The organism is Pseudomonas sp. BP11-1-1, from assembly GCF_052112105.1.
Taxonomy (GTDB): Bacteria; Pseudomonadota; Gammaproteobacteria; order Pseudomonadales; family Pseudomonadaceae; genus Aquipseudomonas; species Aquipseudomonas alvandae.
Map to the genome: position 1 here is coordinate 248,667 of NZ_JAUTYU010000004.1, position 16,191 is coordinate 264,857.

13 protein-coding genes and 4 tRNA genes are annotated in these 16,191 nt (G+C 61.6%); 2 read left to right on the forward strand and 15 right to left on the reverse strand.

Annotated elements, in window-relative coordinates:
- Positions 1–126: 126 nt before the first annotated feature.
- The 5 genes from asd to leuC form a co-directional block, all read right to left on the reverse strand.
- On the reverse strand, positions 127–1,239 hold the full coding sequence (gene asd / locus Q7C33_RS10900; RefSeq protein WP_030142030.1) for an aspartate-semialdehyde dehydrogenase: 1,113 nt from the start codon (positions 1,237–1,239) through the stop codon (positions 127–129).
- Positions 1,240–1,293: 54 nt separating this feature from the next.
- On the reverse strand, positions 1,294–2,376 hold the full coding sequence (gene leuB / locus Q7C33_RS10905; RefSeq protein ID WP_407683379.1) for a 3-isopropylmalate dehydrogenase: 1,083 nt from the start codon (positions 2,374–2,376) through the stop codon (positions 1,294–1,296).
- A 56-nt stretch (positions 2,377–2,432) separates the two neighbouring features.
- The gene (locus Q7C33_RS10910) at positions 2,433–3,197 is read right to left on the reverse strand and encodes a class I SAM-dependent methyltransferase (protein WP_407683380.1); all 765 of its coding nucleotides are present in this window, start codon (positions 3,195–3,197) and stop codon (positions 2,433–2,435) included.
- Positions 3,198–3,353: 156 nt separating this feature from the next.
- Positions 3,354–3,998: a 3-isopropylmalate dehydratase small subunit gene (gene leuD / locus Q7C33_RS10915; protein WP_030142033.1), complete on the reverse strand. Its 645-nt coding sequence runs from the start codon at positions 3,996–3,998 to the stop codon at positions 3,354–3,356.
- An 11-nt stretch (positions 3,999–4,009) separates the two neighbouring features.
- The gene (leuC, locus tag Q7C33_RS10920) at positions 4,010–5,428 is read right to left on the reverse strand and encodes a 3-isopropylmalate dehydratase large subunit (RefSeq protein ID WP_003203866.1); all 1,419 of its coding nucleotides are present in this window, start codon (positions 5,426–5,428) and stop codon (positions 4,010–4,012) included.
- Positions 5,429–5,585: 157 nt separating this feature from the next.
- On the opposite strand from leuC, the gene Q7C33_RS10925 reads away from it, so the two are divergent.
- Together Q7C33_RS10925 and Q7C33_RS10930 are read left to right on the forward strand one after the other, a co-directional pair.
- A complete protein-coding gene (locus tag Q7C33_RS10925; protein ID WP_030142034.1) occupies positions 5,586–6,476 on the forward strand; it encodes a LysR family transcriptional regulator in 891 nt (296 codons plus the stop codon).
- 67 nt (positions 6,477–6,543) lie between these two features.
- Positions 6,544–9,822, forward strand: coding sequence for an EAL domain-containing protein (locus tag Q7C33_RS10930; RefSeq protein WP_198795932.1), 3,279 nt, complete (start codon positions 6,544–6,546; stop codon positions 9,820–9,822).
- A 231-nt stretch (positions 9,823–10,053) separates the two neighbouring features.
- On the opposite strand, the gene Q7C33_RS10935 is transcribed toward Q7C33_RS10930, so the two are convergent.
- The 10 genes from Q7C33_RS10935 to gltX form a co-directional block, all read right to left on the reverse strand.
- A complete protein-coding gene (locus Q7C33_RS10935; protein WP_030142036.1) occupies positions 10,054–10,506 on the reverse strand; it encodes an Hsp20 family protein in 453 nt (150 codons plus the stop codon).
- A gap of 119 nt (positions 10,507–10,625) precedes the next feature.
- The gene (locus Q7C33_RS10940; RefSeq protein ID WP_407683381.1) at positions 10,626–11,585 is read right to left on the reverse strand and encodes a tRNA dihydrouridine synthase; all 960 of its coding nucleotides are present in this window, start codon (positions 11,583–11,585) and stop codon (positions 10,626–10,628) included.
- 245 nt (positions 11,586–11,830) lie between these two features.
- Positions 11,831–12,316: an acyl-CoA thioesterase gene (locus tag Q7C33_RS10945; RefSeq protein WP_407683382.1), complete on the reverse strand. Its 486-nt coding sequence runs from the start codon at positions 12,314–12,316 to the stop codon at positions 11,831–11,833.
- Between the two features lie 44 nt (positions 12,317–12,360).
- Positions 12,361–13,194, reverse strand: coding sequence for an alpha/beta fold hydrolase (locus Q7C33_RS10950; protein WP_030142038.1), 834 nt, complete (start codon positions 13,192–13,194; stop codon positions 12,361–12,363).
- 27 nt (positions 13,195–13,221) lie between these two features.
- Positions 13,222–13,761, reverse strand: a complete 540-nt coding sequence (locus Q7C33_RS10955) for a TetR/AcrR family transcriptional regulator (protein WP_030142039.1) — start codon at positions 13,759–13,761, stop codon at positions 13,222–13,224.
- A 179-nt stretch (positions 13,762–13,940) separates the two neighbouring features.
- Positions 13,941–14,016: transfer RNA gene (locus Q7C33_RS10960), tRNA-Glu, on the reverse strand.
- A 76-nt stretch (positions 14,017–14,092) separates the two neighbouring features.
- Positions 14,093–14,168, reverse strand: a tRNA-Ala gene (locus Q7C33_RS10965).
- Positions 14,169–14,221: 53 nt separating this feature from the next.
- Positions 14,222–14,297, reverse strand: a tRNA-Glu gene (locus tag Q7C33_RS10970).
- A 79-nt stretch (positions 14,298–14,376) separates the two neighbouring features.
- Positions 14,377–14,452, reverse strand: a tRNA-Ala gene (locus Q7C33_RS10975).
- Positions 14,453–14,598: 146 nt separating this feature from the next.
- The gene (gene gltX, locus Q7C33_RS10980) at positions 14,599–16,080 is read right to left on the reverse strand and encodes a glutamate--tRNA ligase (protein WP_039593947.1); all 1,482 of its coding nucleotides are present in this window, start codon (positions 16,078–16,080) and stop codon (positions 14,599–14,601) included.
- Positions 16,081–16,191: the final 111 nt, after the last annotated feature.

Here is a 16,191-nt window from a genome sequence, read left to right on the forward strand (position 1 = left end):
GTGGGTGGGCAGGCAATTGGCAAGGGATTTGCGGAGCCTGGGCTGGCCCCACATGCCTCAAGCGGCTCTTCCAATAAAAAACCCGCACCTCTCACAAGGCGCGGGTTCTTTCACAGCAGCAACCGATCAACGTTCAAGCAGGATCCGCAGCATGCGGCGCAGCGGTTCAGCCGCGCCCCACAGCAGTTGGTCGCCGACGGTGAAGGCACCGACGAACTGCGAGCCCATGTTCAGCTTGCGCAAGCGGCCCACCGGTACGTTCAGGGTGCCGTTGACCTTGGTCGGGCTCAGCTCCTGCATGCTGGTCTCACGGTTGTTCGGCACCAGCTTGACCCAAGGGTTGTGCTGGCTGATCAAGCCTTCGATGTCGGCGATCGGCACGTCTTTGTTCAGCTTGATGGTCAGCGCCTGGCTGTGGCAACGCATGGCGCCGATGCGCACGCAGATGCCGTCCACCGGGATCGGGCTCTTGAAGCGACCGAGGATCTTGTTGGTCTCGGCCTGGGCCTTCCACTCTTCGCGACTCTGGCCGTTCGGCAGTTCCTTGTCGATCCACGGAATCAGGCTGCCGGCCAGCGGCACGCCGAAATTCTCGGTCGGGTAGGCATCGCTGCGCATCGCTTCGGCGACCTTGCGGTCGATGTCCAGGATGGCACTGGCCGGGTTCGCCAGTTCATCGGCCACGGCGCCGTGGGTCACGCCCATTTGCTTGATCAGCTCACGCATGTGCTGCGCGCCACCGCCGGAAGCCGCCTGGTAGGTCATCGCGCTCATCCACTCCACCAGACCAGCCTCGAACAGACCGCCCAGGCCCATCAGCATCAGGCTGACGGTGCAGTTGCCGCCGATGTAGTTCTTGGTGCCCGCATCCAGCTGCTGGTCGATGACCTTGCGGTTCACCGGGTCGAGGATGATCACCGCGTCGTCCTGCATGCGCAGGCTGGAAGCGGCGTCGATCCAGTAACCCTGCCAGCCGGCTTCACGCAGCTTGGGGAACACTTCGCTGGTGTAGTCGCCGCCCTGGCAGGTCAGGATCACGTCGAGGGTCTTGAGCTCTTCGATGCTGTAGGCATCCTTGAGCACACCGGTGTCCTTGCCCACGGACGGGCCTTGGCCACCAACGTTGGAGGTGGTGAAAAACACCGGCTCAATGAGATCGAAATCCTGCTCTTCCAGCATTCGCTGCATGAGCACGGAACCGACCATGCCGCGCCAACCGATCAGACCTACACGTTTCATCGCAACTACACCTTTACAAAAGTGGGCCACCGTCGAAGCGGTGGGCCCGAAAGATTACAGATTCCGCAGCGCGGCGACTACTGCATCGCCCATTTGCTGCGTACCGACTTTGGTACAACCTTGCGACCAGATATCACCGGTGCGCAAGCCTCGGTCCAGGACCACGCTGACGGCTTTTTCGATCGCGTCGGCGGCATCGTTCAAGTTGAAGCTGTAGCGCAGCATCATCGACACCGACAGGATGGTCGCCAATGGGTTGGCAATGCCCTGCCCGGCGATGTCCGGTGCCGAACCGTGGCACGGCTCGTACATGCCCTTGTTGTTAGCGTCCAGGGAAGCAGACGGCAGCATGCCGATGGAGCCGGTGAGCATTGACGCTTCGTCAGACAGGATGTCGCCGAACATATTGTCGGTGACGATCACGTCGAACTGCTTCGGCGCGCGGACCAGTTGCATCGCGGCGTTGTCGACGTACATGTGGCTCAGCTCGATGTCCGGGTAATCCTTGGCCACTTGCTCGACCACTTCACGCCACAGTTGGCTGGAAGCCAAGACGTTGGCCTTGTCCACCGAGCACAGCTTCTTGCCCCGCACGCGGGCCATGTCGAAGCCGACCCGGGCGATACGGCGGATTTCGCTTTCGCTGTACGGCAGGGTGTCGTAGGCCTGGCGCTCGCCGTTTTCCAGCTCGCGGGTGCCGCGCGGAGCGCCGAAATAGATGCCGCCGGTCAGCTCACGGACGATGAGAATGTCCAGGCCGGAGACGATTTCCGGCTTCAGGCTCGAGGCGTCGGCCAGTTGCGGGTAAAGGATCGCCGGACGCAGGTTGCCGAACAGGCCCAGTTGCGCACGAATCTTCAGCAGGCCGCGCTCAGGGCGGATGTCGCGTTCGATCTTGTCCCATTTCGGGCCGCCCACGGCGCCCAGCAGCACGGCATCGGCGGCACGGGCCCGGTCGAGGGTTTCATCGGCCAGCGGCACGCCGTGCTTGTCGATGGCCGCGCCACCGATCACGTCGTGGCTGAGCTCGAAGCCCAGGCCGTACTTGTCGTTCGCCAGTTCCAGGACCTTGACCGCCTCGGCCATGATTTCCGGGCCGATGCCATCACCTGGGAGAATCAGAATCTGCTTGCTCATGCTTTCCTCGTTTGTTCGGTTTTCGGCACCACCCGCTGGGCTGGCCGGGGAAAATCCTATCGCTCGGCCCACAGCACCAGTACATCTGTACTGAACGAACCATCGGCCTCAATCTCAAAATATTCACGCACTTCGTCGCCCATCGAACGCTGCAGCTCGAGGATCGCAGCACGCATTACCTCGGGGGTGCGCATGCGCTCGACCCAGGACTGGTATTCCAGGCGCAGGCGCTGGCGCGAAGTACTGCGAGTGTGCAGCCCCGCTTCGCTGACCTGGCGCAACCATTCATCAGCCGAATAATCACGCACATGGCTGGTGTCGCGCAGCACTTCGATGCTCTGCAAGTAGGTGTCCAGCAACGGCGTGCCCGGCGACAGGATGTCGATGAACGCCATCACCCCGCCCGGCTTGAGCACCCGGCGCACTTCTCGCAACGCCAGGCCGAGATCGCTCCAATGATGCGCCGAATAACGGCTGAACACGAAGTCGAACTCGCCGTCGGCGAACGGCAACCGCTCGGCGGCGCCGCGAACCGTGCTGATATTGCCCAGGCCGCGCTCGGCAGCCGCTGCCGTCACCACGTCGAGCATCTGCTGCGACAGGTCGTAGGCCACTACTTCACCGGCCAATGGCGCCACGTGGAAACTCACATGGCCGGCGCCGCAGCCCAGGTCCAGCACACGGGCATCGCCACGACCGGCCAACGCTGCCTGTAGCAGCGCGAACTCAGCGCCCTGGGCGTGCACGGCACTGCTCAGGTAGGCCGAGGCCTGTTCACCGAATTGCTTTTGTACGACTTGGCTGTGGGCGGTGCTGGTCATGGGGACTTCCTTTTGGGGTATAGCCTTGTGGTGTCGGTACTGCCGCCTTCGCGAGCAAGCTCGCTCCCACAGAGGATTTGCGGTGTTCACAAAACACCTGTGGGAGCGAGCTTGCTCGCGAAGGGGCCCGCACTGACGACATCAATCTCAGGTCAATCAAGCATCGCGAAACAACCAAGGCTGGCTCGCCCGATGCTTGGCTTCGAACGCGGCAATCGCCTCGCCGTCCTGCAAGGTCAGGCCGATGTCATCCAGGCCATTGAGCAGGCAATGCTTGCGGAACGCATCGATCTCGAAACCCAGCACCTTGCCGTCGGGACGGGTCACGGTCTGGGCCGCCAGGTCGATCTGCAATTGATAGCCAGGGTTGGCCTCGACCTGCTGGAACAGCTCATCCACTTCGGCGTCGCTGAGGATGATCGGCAGCAAGCCGTTCTTGAAGCTGTTGTTGAAGAAGATGTCGGCGTAGCTCGGCGCGATGATGCTGCGGAAGCCGTACTCTTCCAAGGCCCATGGCGCGTGTTCGCGGCTCGAACCGCAGCCGAAGTTCTCCCGGGCCAGCAACACACTGGCGCCCTGGTAACGCTCGGCGTTGAGGACGAAATCCTTGTTCAGCGGACGCTTGGAGTTGTCCTGGTACGGCTGGCCGACGTCCAGGTAGCGCCATTCGTCGAACAGGTTCGGGCCGAAACCGGTGCGCTTGATGGATTTCAAGAACTGCTTGGGAATGATCTGGTCGGTGTCGACGTTGGCACGATCCAAAGGCGCGACAAGACCGGTGTGCTGGGTAAAAGCTTTCATGCTGCGCTCCTTCAGATCAATTCGCGGACGTCGACGAAACGGCCGTTGACAGCCGCCGCGGCGGCCATCGCCGGGCTCACCAGGTGCGTACGGCCACCGGCGCCTTGACGGCCTTCGAAGTTACGGTTGGAGGTGGAAGCGCAATGCTCGCCCGACTCCAAACGGTCCGGGTTCATGGCCAGGCACATCGAGCACCCCGGCTCACGCCATTCGAAACCGGCTTCGAGGAAAATCTTGTCCAGCCCTTCTGCTTCGGCTTGGGCCTTCACCAGGCCAGAGCCTGGGACCACGATCGCCTGCTTGATGGTCGAGGCGACCTTGCGGCCCTTGGCGATCACGGCAGCGGCGCGCAGGTCTTCGATCCGCGAGTTGGTGCAGGAACCGATGAACACGCGATCGAGCTGAATGTCGGTGATCGCCTGGTTGGCGCTCAAGCCCATGTACTTCAAGGCGCGGACAATGGAATCGCGCTTGACCAGGTCCATTTCCTTGGCCGGATCCGGCACGTTCTGGTCCACCGCCAACACCATTTCCGGCGAAGTGCCCCAACTGACTTGCGGCTTGATCTGCGTCGCGTCGAGCTCGACCACGGTGTCGAACTTCGCATCGGCGTCGGACACCAGGTCTTTCCAGGCTTCGACCGCCATGTCCCATTCCGCGCCCTTTGGCGAGAACGGACGGCCCTTGACGTATTCCACGGTTTTTTCATCGGCGGCCACCAGGCCGACGCGGGCCCCGGCCTCGATGGACATGTTGCAGATGGTCATGCGGCCTTCGACGGACAAGTCGCGGATCGCGCTGCCAGCGAATTCGATGGCATGGCCGTTACCGCCAGCGGTGCCGATCTTGCCGATTACGGCCAGGACAATGTCCTTGGCGGTCACGCCGAACGGCAACTTGCCCTCGACGCGCACCAGCATGTTCTTCATTTTCTTGGCGACCAGGCACTGGGTGGCGAGCACATGCTCGACCTCGGACGTGCCGATACCGTGGGCCAAGGCGCCGAATGCACCGTGGGTCGAGGTGTGCGAGTCGCCGCAGACCACGGTCATGCCCGGCAAGGTCGCGCCCTGCTCCGGGCCGATGACGTGGACGATGCCTTGGCGCACGTCGTTCATCTTGAATTCGACGATGCCGTATTCGTCACAGTTGTCGTCGAGGGTCTGGACTTGCAGGCGCGAGACCTGGTCGGCAATCGCCTCGATGCCGCCCTTGCGCTCCGGCGTGGTCGGTACGTTGTGGTCCGGGGTCGCGATGTTGGCATCGATGCGCCACGGCTTGCGCCCGGCCAGGCGCAGGCCTTCGAAGGCTTGCGGCGAGGTCACTTCGTGGATGATGTGACGGTCGATGTAGATCAGCGCCGAGCCATCGTCGCGCTGCTTGACCAAATGCGAATCCCAGAGCTTGTCGTAGAGCGTTTTGCCGGCCATCAGACGGTTTCCTCATCAGCTTGTTTCTATGCCCTGGGCCTTGAACAGGTCAATGACCCCTTGGCTTGTGAGGCTGATGTTATGAGGCTACATTAAATAACTCAAATTCATATTTTTCATACTTTGCATAACCAACAGGAATTCGACTGAAACGGCCATGGACCTCGCCAACCTCAACGCCTTTATTGCCATCGCCGAAACGGGCAGCTTCTCCGGTGCCGGCGAACGCCTGCACCTGACCCAACCCGCCATCAGCAAGCGGATTGCCGGGCTGGAACAGCAGCTCAACGTGCGCCTGTTCGATCGACTGGGCCGCGAAGTCGGCCTGACCGAAGCCGGTCGGGCCCTGCTGCCGCGGGCCTACCAGATCCTCAACGTACTCGACGACACTCGCCGCGCCCTGACCAACCTGACCGGTGAAGTCACCGGGCGCCTGACCCTCGCCACCAGCCACCACATCGGCCTGCACCGCTTGCCGCCTTTATTGAGGGAGTTCACCCGACGCTACCCACAGGTGGCCCTGGATATTCAGTTCCTGGATTCGGAAGTGGCCTACGAAGAAATCCTCCATGGCCGGGCAGAACTGGCCGTCATCACCCTCGCCCCCGAACCCCACGCGCTGGTACGCGCCGCGCCCGTGTGGGACGACCCGCTGGATTTCGTCGTGGCCCCGGAGCATGCGTTGCTGGAAAACGGCGCGGTGAGCCTGGCGGACATTGCCTTGCACCCAGCAGTCTTCCCGGGCGGCAATACCTTCACCCATCACATCGTGCGGCGATTGTTCGAAGCCCAGGGCCTGACGCCGAACATCGCCATGAGCACGAATTATCTGGAAACCATAAAGATGATGGTCTCCATCGGCCTGGCCTGGAGCGTTTTGCCGCGCACCATGCTCGATGAGCAGGTAGCGCGCATTCCTTTGCCGGGCATACAGCTCAGTCGCCAGCTAGGCTATATCCTGCACACCGAACGGACGCTGTCGAACGCCGCGCGGGCCTTCATGGCTCTATTGGACGCACAAATCGATCTGCCAGGGACAAGGGCATAAGTTGTGCTACTCCTATAGGGCCACTACGCCTGCGCATAACGCCCATCTGCCCAAGGCCCGCTAGAGAATGCCCAAACCCGCTGACCATCTCCCGCCCCTGCCGCGTATCCAGGCGCTGGACCCGAAACGGTCCGAGCAAAGCTGGGACAGCGCGCCACAATTGCTGGCCGCCCTGAACGGAGCGCGGCTGGGGGCTTGGTCTTGGGACATCGATACCGGGCAGATCAGTTGGTCGCGGGGCACCCAGGCACTGTTCGGCTTCGATCCGCGCCAGCCGTTGCCCGCAGACGTGGATTACCTCGACCTGCTGCTGCCTGAGGACCGATCCAGGGCCGTGCGCGCGTTCCACGCGGCGGTGGCCGGCGCACCGCTTGAACAGGCGATGCACCACCGCATCGTCTGGCCCGACGGCAGCCTGCACTGGCTGGAAATCAGCGGCAGCGTGCTACCCGACAAGCACGGTCGGCCGCGCATGATCGGGGTCATTCGGGAAATCACCCACCAGCGCGAACGGGAACAAGCGCTGCGCAGCTCGGAAAAGCGCTTCGCCACGCTCTTTCACCTGTGCCCGAACATGGTCCTGCTCACCCGTCAGGAGGACGGGCTGATCAGCGAAGCCAACCAGTATTTCGAAAGCCTGTTCGGCTGGCCGGTGCATGACGTGATCGGCCGCACCACCCTGGAACTGGGCTTGTGGGTAGACCCCAGCCAACGGGCGAAACTGGTGGAAGCGACCAAGGCCAAGGGCGAACTGATCAGCATGGAGGTGGAGTTCCGCGCCAGTAACGGCCAGATCCACAATGGCATTCTCAGCGCCCAGAAGGTCGAGCTCGAAGGCCAGCCTTACTTGCTGAGCACGTTCCTCGACACCACCGAGCGCAAACTCGCTGAACAGGCTCTCAAGGACAGCCAGGAGCGCCTCGACCTGGCCCTCGACTCGGCACAACTGGGGACTTGGGACTGGCACATTCCCAGCGGCATGCTCTACGGCTCGGCCCGGGCAGCGCAGCTTCATGGCCTGGAGCCCAAGGCATTCCATGAATCGTTCGATGCGTTTTTCGAAGGTGTACCTACCGAAGAGCGCAATAACATGCGCAACGCCTACCGCAGCCTGCGGGAAGGCCCGGCGGGCAACTATCAACTGACCTACCGCGTACAACTGCCGGACGGCAGCTCGCGCTACCTGGAAAGCCGTGCCCGCCTCTACCGCAACGACGACGGCAGCCCCCTGCGCATGGCCGGCACCTTGCTCGACATCACCGACCAGGTGGAGCGCGAACAGAGCCTGGCGGCCTCGGAAGAAAAATTCGCGACACTGTTCCAGGTCAGCCCCGACCCGATCTGCGTCACCCACCAGGACGACGGCCGGTTTATCGAAATCAACTCCAGCTTCACCCAGACCTTCGGCTGGGCCGCCAGCGACGTGCTCGGTCGCAGTGCCGACGAGATTGGCCTGTGGGACGCTTCGGGCAGCAGCCTGCAACGCATCGAGCGGGTGATTCGCGAACAATCGCTGAGCAATGTCGCCGTGGTGGTCTATCACAAGAATGGCCAGCCGCTGACGTGCGTCATTTCCAGCCGCCAGATCAACGTCGGCAACCAGCCTTGCATCGTCACGACCCTGCGGGACATCACCCAGCAGCAACGCTCCGAAGCGGCGCTCAAGGCCAGCGAGGAAAAGTTCGCCAAGGCGTTCCACTCCAGCCCGGACGCCATCACCATTACCGAATTCGAAAGCGGCCGATACCTGGAAGTCAACGACGGCTTCTGTCGCCTCACCGGTTATCGCGCCGATGAAGTGATTGGTCGTACGGTCTACGAAGTTGGCATCTGGGCCGAGGAGAAACAGCGCGCGGCCCTGTTGGCGGAATTGCAGCTCAAGGGCCGTGTCCTTCACCAGGAAATGCTCGGGCGCAACAAGCGCGGGGAAGCCCTCACGGTGGAGGTGTCGGTCGAGCCGATCACGCTCAACGAGAAGGCTTGCCTGCTGCTGACCGCCCGGGACGTGAGCCTGCTGCGCAACGCCGAGGCCCAGATCCGCCACCTGGCCTACCACGATTCCTTGACCAACCTGCCCAACCGGGCGCTGTTGATGGACCGACTGAGCCAGCAGATCGCCTTGCTCAAGCGCCACAATCTGCGCGGGGCATTGCTGTTCCTCGACCTGGACCACTTCAAGCACATCAACGACTCCCTTGGCCATCCGGTAGGCGACACGGTGCTGAAGATCATTACCGCTCGCCTCGAAGCCAGCGTGCGCCTCGAAGACACCGTGGCACGGTTGGGCGGCGACGAGTTCGTGGTGTTGCTCAGCGGCCTGGAAGGTACGCGCGGCGTGGTCAGCCAACAGGTGCAGAACCTCGCGGACACACTGCGCGAACTGCTTTCCGAGCCGATGTTCCTCGACGGCCAACGACTGCAAGTCACGCCAAGCATCGGCATGGCACTGATTCCGGACCATGGCTCGACGCCCACTGACCTGCTCAAGCGCGCCGACATCGCCCTGTACCGCGCCAAGGATTCGGGACGCAACACCTCGCAGATGTTTCACACCACGATGCAAAAAGCCGCCAGCGAACGGTTGCGCATGGAAACCGACCTGCGCCAGGCCTTGGCCCGCAACGAGTTCAGCGTGCATTTCCAGCCCCAGGTCGACGCCCGGGACAACCGCATCATCGGAGCCGAGGCGTTGGTGCGCTGGCATCACCCGGACCTGGGCGCACAATCGCCCAACGAATTCATCAAGGTCCTGGAGGACAGCGGGCTGATTCTCGAGGTCGGTACCTGGATCCTCGATGAAGCCTGCGATGGCTTCAGGCAACTGATCGCCAAGGGCAAGATCGATCCGCAGCAATTCAGCCTGTGCGTGAACATCAGCCCACGGCAATTTCGCCAGAGCGATTTCGTCGAACGCATCGAAAACAGCCTCGCCCACCACGGCCTGCCGTGTGGCATGTTGAAACTGGAAATTACCGAGGGCATCGTGATCCAGAACCTGGACGACACCATTGCCAAGATGCGCCGGCTCAAGAAGCTCGGGGTGAGCTTCGCCATGGATGACTTTGGCACTGGTTATTCGTCGCTGACGTACCTCAAGCGCCTACCGGTGGACACGTTGAAAATCGACCAGTCATTCGTGCGGGACGCCACCAGCGACCCGAACGACGCCGAAATCATCCGCGCCATCGTCGCCATGGCCCGTAGCCTCAACCTGGTGATGATTGCCGAAGGCGTGGAGACCTTGGAGCAACTGCAGTTCCTGCAAGGGCTCGATTGTCATTTGTACCAGGGTTATCTGCACAGCCGGCCGTTGCCGCTGGAGGCGTTTGAGCGGTTGTTGCCGTGACATGGAAACGCGGCGGGGAACCCTTGTGGCGAGGGGATTTATCCCCGTTGGGCTGCGAAGCAGCCCTAAAGCCGTCGCCTCGGTGTGCCAGGATAAACAGCGTCGTCTGTTCTTTTTTGGGGCCGCTTCGCAGCCCAGCGGGGATAAATCCCCTCGCCACAATTAATCTTCCACCGATCTCAAAAATGAAAAAGGGCGCCATTTCGGCGCCCTTCTTCAATGACGATGGGATCAATTCTCCAGCGCGGGTTTCTGTTGCGCACCGTTGATAGGGATGCGCTTGGCTTTCGCCTCTTCCGGTACCACGCGCAACAGGTCGATGCTCAACAGACCGTTGCTCAGGCCGGCGGATTTGATCTCGATATGATCCGCCAACCGGAAGGACAGCTTGAACGCACGCTGGGCGATGCCCTGGTGCAGGAAGGTCACGCTGTCGTTGCTGGCCTCGCGCTTGCCGCCACTGATGGTCAGCACACCTTTCTCCACTTGCAGGTCCAGGTCTTCTTCCCGGAACCCGGCGGCGGCGACTACAATGCGGTATTCGTCATCGCCATGTTTTTCCACATTGTAGGGTGGATAGCTGCTGCCCGGCTCGTTGCGCAGTGCGGTTTCGAACAGGTCGTTGAAACGGTCGAAGCCCACCGAGGAACGGAACAGAGGGGCCAGCGAAAATGCAGTACTCATGATTCAAATCTCCTGAAAGTTCAGCAAGTTTTTTTGTCTCCGCGACCCGAATTCGGCATCGCGTACCCCTTATCTAGGGTCTGCCAAAAACTTTTCAAGAGCCTTTTTTTGAAATTTTTTCAGGCCGCTTGGGTGCGCTGCACACCCAATAAATGGCCCACCGCGTCCAGGTCGGTTTCCCGGCGCACGGCACTGAACAGCTCAACCGCCTCAGGGTAGTTGCGGGTCAGCATGGCCAACCATTGTTTCAAGCGACCCGGCGCCTGGCGTGGCGTCAGTTGCTCGACCACTTGCAACCAGAAATCCTGGAGCATCGGTTGCAGGTCGGCCCAGGTCATCTCGATGATCTCCTCACCGGCCCGGGCAGCGGCGATCTGCCGGGCCAGGTCGGGACGGGACACCAGGCCACGGCCGAGCATGATGTCCTCGACACCGCTGATTTCGCGGCACCGGCGCCAGTCTTCGACGCTCCAGATATCGCCATTGGCGAACACCGGCACCTTGACCACGTCCTGGACGCGGGGAATCCACTCCCAGTGGGCCGGTGGCTTGTAGCCGTCAACCTTGGTCCGCGCATGCACGACGATATGCGCCGCGCCACCTTCAGCCAGCGCCGTGGCGCAGACCAGCGCGCCGTCCGGGCTGTCGAAGCCGAGGCGCATCTTCGCTGTAACCGGAATGTGCTTGGGCACGGCGCGCCGTACGTGCTCGACAATTTCGTTGAGCAGCTCAGGCTCTTTGAGCAACACCGCCCCGCCCCGGGATTTGTTCACGGTCTTGGCGGGGCAGCCGAAATTCAAGTCGATCACCTCGGAACCCAGCTCGCAGGCCAGCGCCGCGTTCTCCGCCAGGCACACCGGGTCGGAGCCCAGCAATTGCACCCGCAGCGGCACGCCCGCGGCAGTCCGGGCACCGGCCAGCAGTTCAGGGCCGAGCTTGTGGAAATAGGCCGGCGTGAGCAGACGGTCGTTGACGCGGATGAACTCGGTGACGCACCAGTCGATACCGCCAACACGGGTCAGGACGTCCCGCAGGATGTTGTCGACCAACCCCTCCATGGGCGCCAGGGCAATTTGCATGGAAACACACACTCGAACGAAAAAACGTGCGGCAGTTTAGCGGATTTTGCCCCCGACATCGGAATTCACCACCAAACCCTGTGGGAGCGGGCTTGTTCGCGATGGCGGAATGTCAGTTTGCGGGGAGGTTGGCTGTGCCGACGCCTTCGCGAGCAAGCTCGCTCCCACAGGGTACTTGAGCGTTCAAAAATCCAACATTCACCACAAATCCCTGTGGGAGCGAGCTTGCTCGCGATGGCGGCGGGTCAGTTTGCGAGGATGTTGGATGTACCGCCGCTATCGCGAGCAAGCTCGCTCCCACAGGAATTTAGCGCTACGCCATACCCTTCGATGAATTCCGCCGGCATGCGCTTGGGCCGGCCAGTGGACAGTTCAATGCAGACGAACGTGGTCTGGGCCCGCAGCAACGTGGTGTTGTCGCTGGGACGGACCAGTTGGAAATGCCGGGTCATTTTCAGCCGCTGGTCCCAGTCGACGATCCAGGTCGCCAACTGCAATTCGTCGCCCTCATAGGCCGCCGCCAGGTAATCGATTTCATGCCGCACCACTGCCATGGCCCGATCCAGCCGGCGGTACTCCACAAGGTCCAGGCCCAGGCGCTGAGAATGGCGCCAGGCGCAGCGTTCCAGCCAGGTGACGTACACCGCATTGTTGGCGTGGCCCAGCCCGTCGATGTCTTCGGCATTCACCTGAAGGTCAATGATGAACGGCGTTGCCCGATCCCAGCCCATGCCCGTCTCCTGTCAAATGTGGATCGGGGCAGTGTAACGGAAGCTCAAGCCGATTGCCGCGCTTGCAGGCTGCGTCCGGCCAACAGTGATAACACGCCATCAATGACACGGGGATCGGCCAGGACTCGCTGATGGCCGCCCTGGGGTAACCGCAGCAAGCGACTGTCGAACCAGGCCTCATGGATCAGCTGCGATTCCTTCACCGAAACCGACGTATCGTCCTCGGCGTGGACGATCAAGCCCGGAATATCCAACTGGTATTGCGCGACGTCCATCTTCGAAGCCTGCATGCCCACGTCTTGCTCCACCTGGCGAATAAAGGCCGAGCGCGCCCGGGGTGGCATTCCCATCATCCGGGCAAAGCCACGCAGCACGCCGAGGATCCGCGCCGGCGCGGCGATGCTCACCAGCGTCTCGGTGCGCAAGCCCAACTGAACTGCCAGCATGGCACTGGCGCCTCCCATGGAATGGCCGATGACCGCTTGCAATGGTGGCAATTCCGCCGCGGCCTCAAGCATTGCCCGGGCAAACAACAGGACGTTGGCCTCATGACCGGGCGAGCGGCCATGGGCCGGCCCATCCAGCGCCACTACCGTATAGCCGGCATCGACGAGCGCGTTGATCAAGGCCGCGAACTGCGTTGGCCGCCCTTCCCAGCCGTGCATCAGCAGGACGGCCGGGCCTTTGCCCCAACGCAAGGCGGACAGGCCGAAGCGCAAGGTGATGCGCTCCGACGAAGCCAGCAATGGCAGCTCCCAATCTCGCGGTGGCAGGTTGCGGGGACTCATGAACACCTTACGCATTTTCTTCGCCACCAGGCGCGGAGCTATCCGGCCAAGGGTGCCATTGACGCCACGAATCCAGCTCAACCTGTCCATGCTCATCTCCAGGGCTTGCGCCTCAGCTCAGCGCACCGCCGACTTGGCGGCGCGCAGCAAACGATCCGATAACTCGCCCGGGCCCAACGCCCGTGCCAGGGCCAGGCCGCCAACCATCAAGGCAATGTCGGCCAGCGCTTTGTCAGCGTCTTCAGGGCTGGCCGCCAACTGCGCGACCATCAACTCGATATGTTCGTTAAGCACCTCGCGAAACGCATCCGGCAGCCGCCCGAGTTCACCGACCGACGCCGGGATCGGGCACGCCTGCTCGGTGGAGTCACGGTGCTTGCGCGACAGGTAGAACGCTGCGACCAAGGCGCGCCGCTCCTCACCCGTCAGTTCCGAATCCATGTCGGCGATCAAGCCACGGCGGCGATTCAGCAATTGCTTGAACGCCTCCAGCATCAACGCGTCCTTGCTTTCGAAATGGGCATAGAAACCGCCCACCGTCAGCCCGGCCGCGCCCATCACCTCGCCCACGCTCGGCTCGGCCGGCCCGCGCTGGATCAGTGCATCACTGGCGGCCTTGAGAATGCGCTCACGGGTTTGTGCTTTTTTATCGCTCATCGTTGCCTCCGAATATTACGATTGAAATATTATTCCCATAATAAATTTCCGCAAGCGAAATATTGACCGCTGGTCAGAAGTATTTTTCGAGGATAAGGAAATTGGCTGAACGCCAGACAAACAAAAGGGCCATTCAATAATTGAATGACCCTTATAAAATCCCGCAGAGCGGGTAATCGTGGCGTCCCCTAGGGGACTCGAACCCCTGTTACCGCCGTGAAAGGGCGGTGTCCTAGGCCACTAGACGAAGGGGACACAAACCTTCTGAACATGATCAGCGCTGAGAACTGATCGCTTCAAGGCCGGTGTGGCCAGACCTTGAAGTGTAAATTGGTGGAGCTAGACGGGATCGAACCGTCGACCTCTTGCATGCCATGCAAGCGCTCTCCCAGCTGAGCTATAGCCCCGGATTTTTCGCCTCGCGGCGGAGCGACATCTTGTAACATCGCTTCTGTAAAACTGGCGTCCCCTAGGGGACTCGAACCCCTGTTACCGCCGTGAAAGGGCGGTGTCCTAGGCCACTAGACGAAGGGGACGCAAACCCTTCTATACAACTGATCAACGCTGAGTGTTGATCGCTTCAAGGTCGGTGTGGCCAGGCCTTGAAGTGTAAATTGGTGGAGCTAGACGGGATCGAACCGTCGACCTCTTGCATGCCATGCAAGCGCTCTCCCAGCTGAGCTATAGCCCCTCATCGCTGAGGACGGGGCGAATCTTAAGGGCGTATCGGAGGGCTGTCAAATTTATTTTCAAAGAATTTGAAAATTTTTTGCCGGGATAACAATCACTTACCGACAAACCCCGGAAAACCGGGGCATGCCCTGCTCCATCGACCGCTTAAGCAATCGCGCCCAGCAGTTTTTCCCACTCCTTGTTTTCCTTCTTCGACACGCCACCGAGCAGATCGATGGCCTGGCGCAGGCGGAAACGGGTCAGGTCCGGCCCGAGGATTTCCATCGCATCGAGCACCGACACCGAGCTCGCCTGGCCGGTAATGGCGGCGAACATCAGCGGCATCGCATCGCGCAATTTCAGTTCCAGGGATTCGACCACGGCCTGGATGGTCGCGGTGATGCTGTCCTTCTCCCACTGACGCAGGCTTTCGAGCTTCCACAGGATCAGTTGCATCAACTGCCGTACCTGGTCGCCCGAGAGCTTCTTGGATTCGAACAGCTTCGCATCAGGCGTCACGCCGCCGGCAAAGAAGAACCCGGCCAATGGCGCGATCTGGCTGAACGTCTCGACCCTGCCCTGCACGTGCGGCGCGATCTTCATCATGTATTCGGGGTTGAATGCCCACTTCTGAACGCGTGCGGCGAACTCTTCAACCGGCAAGTCGCGCAGCCACTGGCCGTTGAGCCAAGATAGCTTCTCGACGTCGAAGATCGGCCCGCCCAGGGAAACGCGGGATAGGTCGAAGTGCTCGACCATTTCCTGCAGGGAGAACTTCTCGCGCTCGTCCGGCATCGACCAGCCCATGCGCCCCAGGTAGTTGAGCATCGCCTCGGGCATGAAGCCCATGCGCTCGTAGAACGTCACCGAAGTCGGGTTCTTGCGCTTGGAGAGCTTGCTCTTGTCCGGGTTACGCAGCAGCGGCATGTAGCACAGTTGCGGTTGTTCCCAGCCGAAGTATTCGTAGAGCAGGATCAGTTTCGGCGCCGACGGCAGCCATTCTTCACCACGCAGGACGTGGGTGATGCCCATCAAGTGGTCGTCGACCACGTTGGCCAGGAAGTACGTCGGCAGGCCGTCGGTCTTCATCAGCACTTGCATGTCCATGCGATCCCACGGGATCTCGACATCGCCACGCAGCATGTCCGGCACCACGCAGACGCCTTCGGTCGGCACCTTCATGCGGATCACGTGGGGCTCGCCAGCGGCCAGGCGACGGGCGACTTCTTCCTTGGACAGCAGCAGCGCGCGGCCGTCGTAGCGCGGGGTTTCGCCCCGGGCGATCTGCTCGGCGCGCATCTGGTCGAGCTCCTCGGCGGTGCAGAAGCAAGGGAATGCGTGCCCCATGTCCACCAGTTGCTGGCAGTACTGCTTGTAGATCTCGCCACGTTCGCTCTGGCGATACGGGCCGTGCGGACCGCCAACGTCCGGGCCTTCGCTCCAGTCGATGCCGAGCCAGCGCAGGGCGTCGAAAATCTGCTGTTCCGACTCGCGGGTCGAACGCAACTGGTCGGTGTCCTCGATCCGCAGGATGAACTCACCACCGTGCTGCTTGGCAAAGCAATAGTTGAACAAGGCGATGTAAGCGGTGCCGACATGGGGATCGCCAGTAGGCGAAGGCGCGATGCGGGTACGGACGGTGGTCATGGCATGTCTCGGAAAGAAGATAAAAGCAAAGATCAAACAGGGGGCGAATGGTAACAGGCGATGGTGGGCGGGCTCCAGTGAGAGCGGGATTTGTGTGGCATCTCTCAGACC

Excerpts from the sequence above, each read along its gene's own strand:
- asd (WP_030142030.1), bottom strand. The coding sequence starts at position 1,239 with ATGAAACGTGTAGGTCTGATCGGTTGGCGCGGCATGGTCGGTTCCGTG.
- leuB (WP_407683379.1), bottom strand. The coding sequence starts at position 2,376 with ATGAGCAAGCAGATTCTGATTCTCCCAGGTGATGGCATCGGCCCGGAA.
- Q7C33_RS10910 (WP_407683380.1), bottom strand. The coding sequence starts at position 3,197 with ATGACCAGCACCGCCCACAGCCAAGTCGTACAAAAGCAATTCGGTGAA.
- leuD (WP_030142033.1), bottom strand. The coding sequence starts at position 3,998 with ATGAAAGCTTTTACCCAGCACACCGGTCTTGTCGCGCCTTTGGATCGT.
- leuC (WP_003203866.1), bottom strand. The coding sequence starts at position 5,428 with ATGGCCGGCAAAACGCTCTACGACAAGCTCTGGGATTCGCATTTGGTC.
- Q7C33_RS10925 (WP_030142034.1), top strand. The coding sequence starts at position 5,586 with ATGGACCTCGCCAACCTCAACGCCTTTATTGCCATCGCCGAAACGGGC.
- Q7C33_RS10930 (WP_198795932.1), top strand. The coding sequence starts at position 6,544 with ATGCCCAAACCCGCTGACCATCTCCCGCCCCTGCCGCGTATCCAGGCG.
- Q7C33_RS10935 (WP_030142036.1), bottom strand. The coding sequence starts at position 10,506 with ATGAGTACTGCATTTTCGCTGGCCCCTCTGTTCCGTTCCTCGGTGGGC.
- Q7C33_RS10940 (WP_407683381.1), bottom strand. The coding sequence starts at position 11,585 with ATGCAAATTGCCCTGGCGCCCATGGAGGGGTTGGTCGACAACATCCTG.
- Q7C33_RS10945 (WP_407683382.1), bottom strand. The coding sequence starts at position 12,316 with ATGGGCTGGGATCGGGCAACGCCGTTCATCATTGACCTTCAGGTGAAT.
- Q7C33_RS10950 (WP_030142038.1), bottom strand. The coding sequence starts at position 13,194 with ATGGACAGGTTGAGCTGGATTCGTGGCGTCAATGGCACCCTTGGCCGG.
- Q7C33_RS10955 (WP_030142039.1), bottom strand. The coding sequence starts at position 13,761 with ATGAGCGATAAAAAAGCACAAACCCGTGAGCGCATTCTCAAGGCCGCC.
- gltX (WP_039593947.1), bottom strand. The coding sequence starts at position 16,080 with ATGACCACCGTCCGTACCCGCATCGCGCCTTCGCCTACTGGCGATCCC.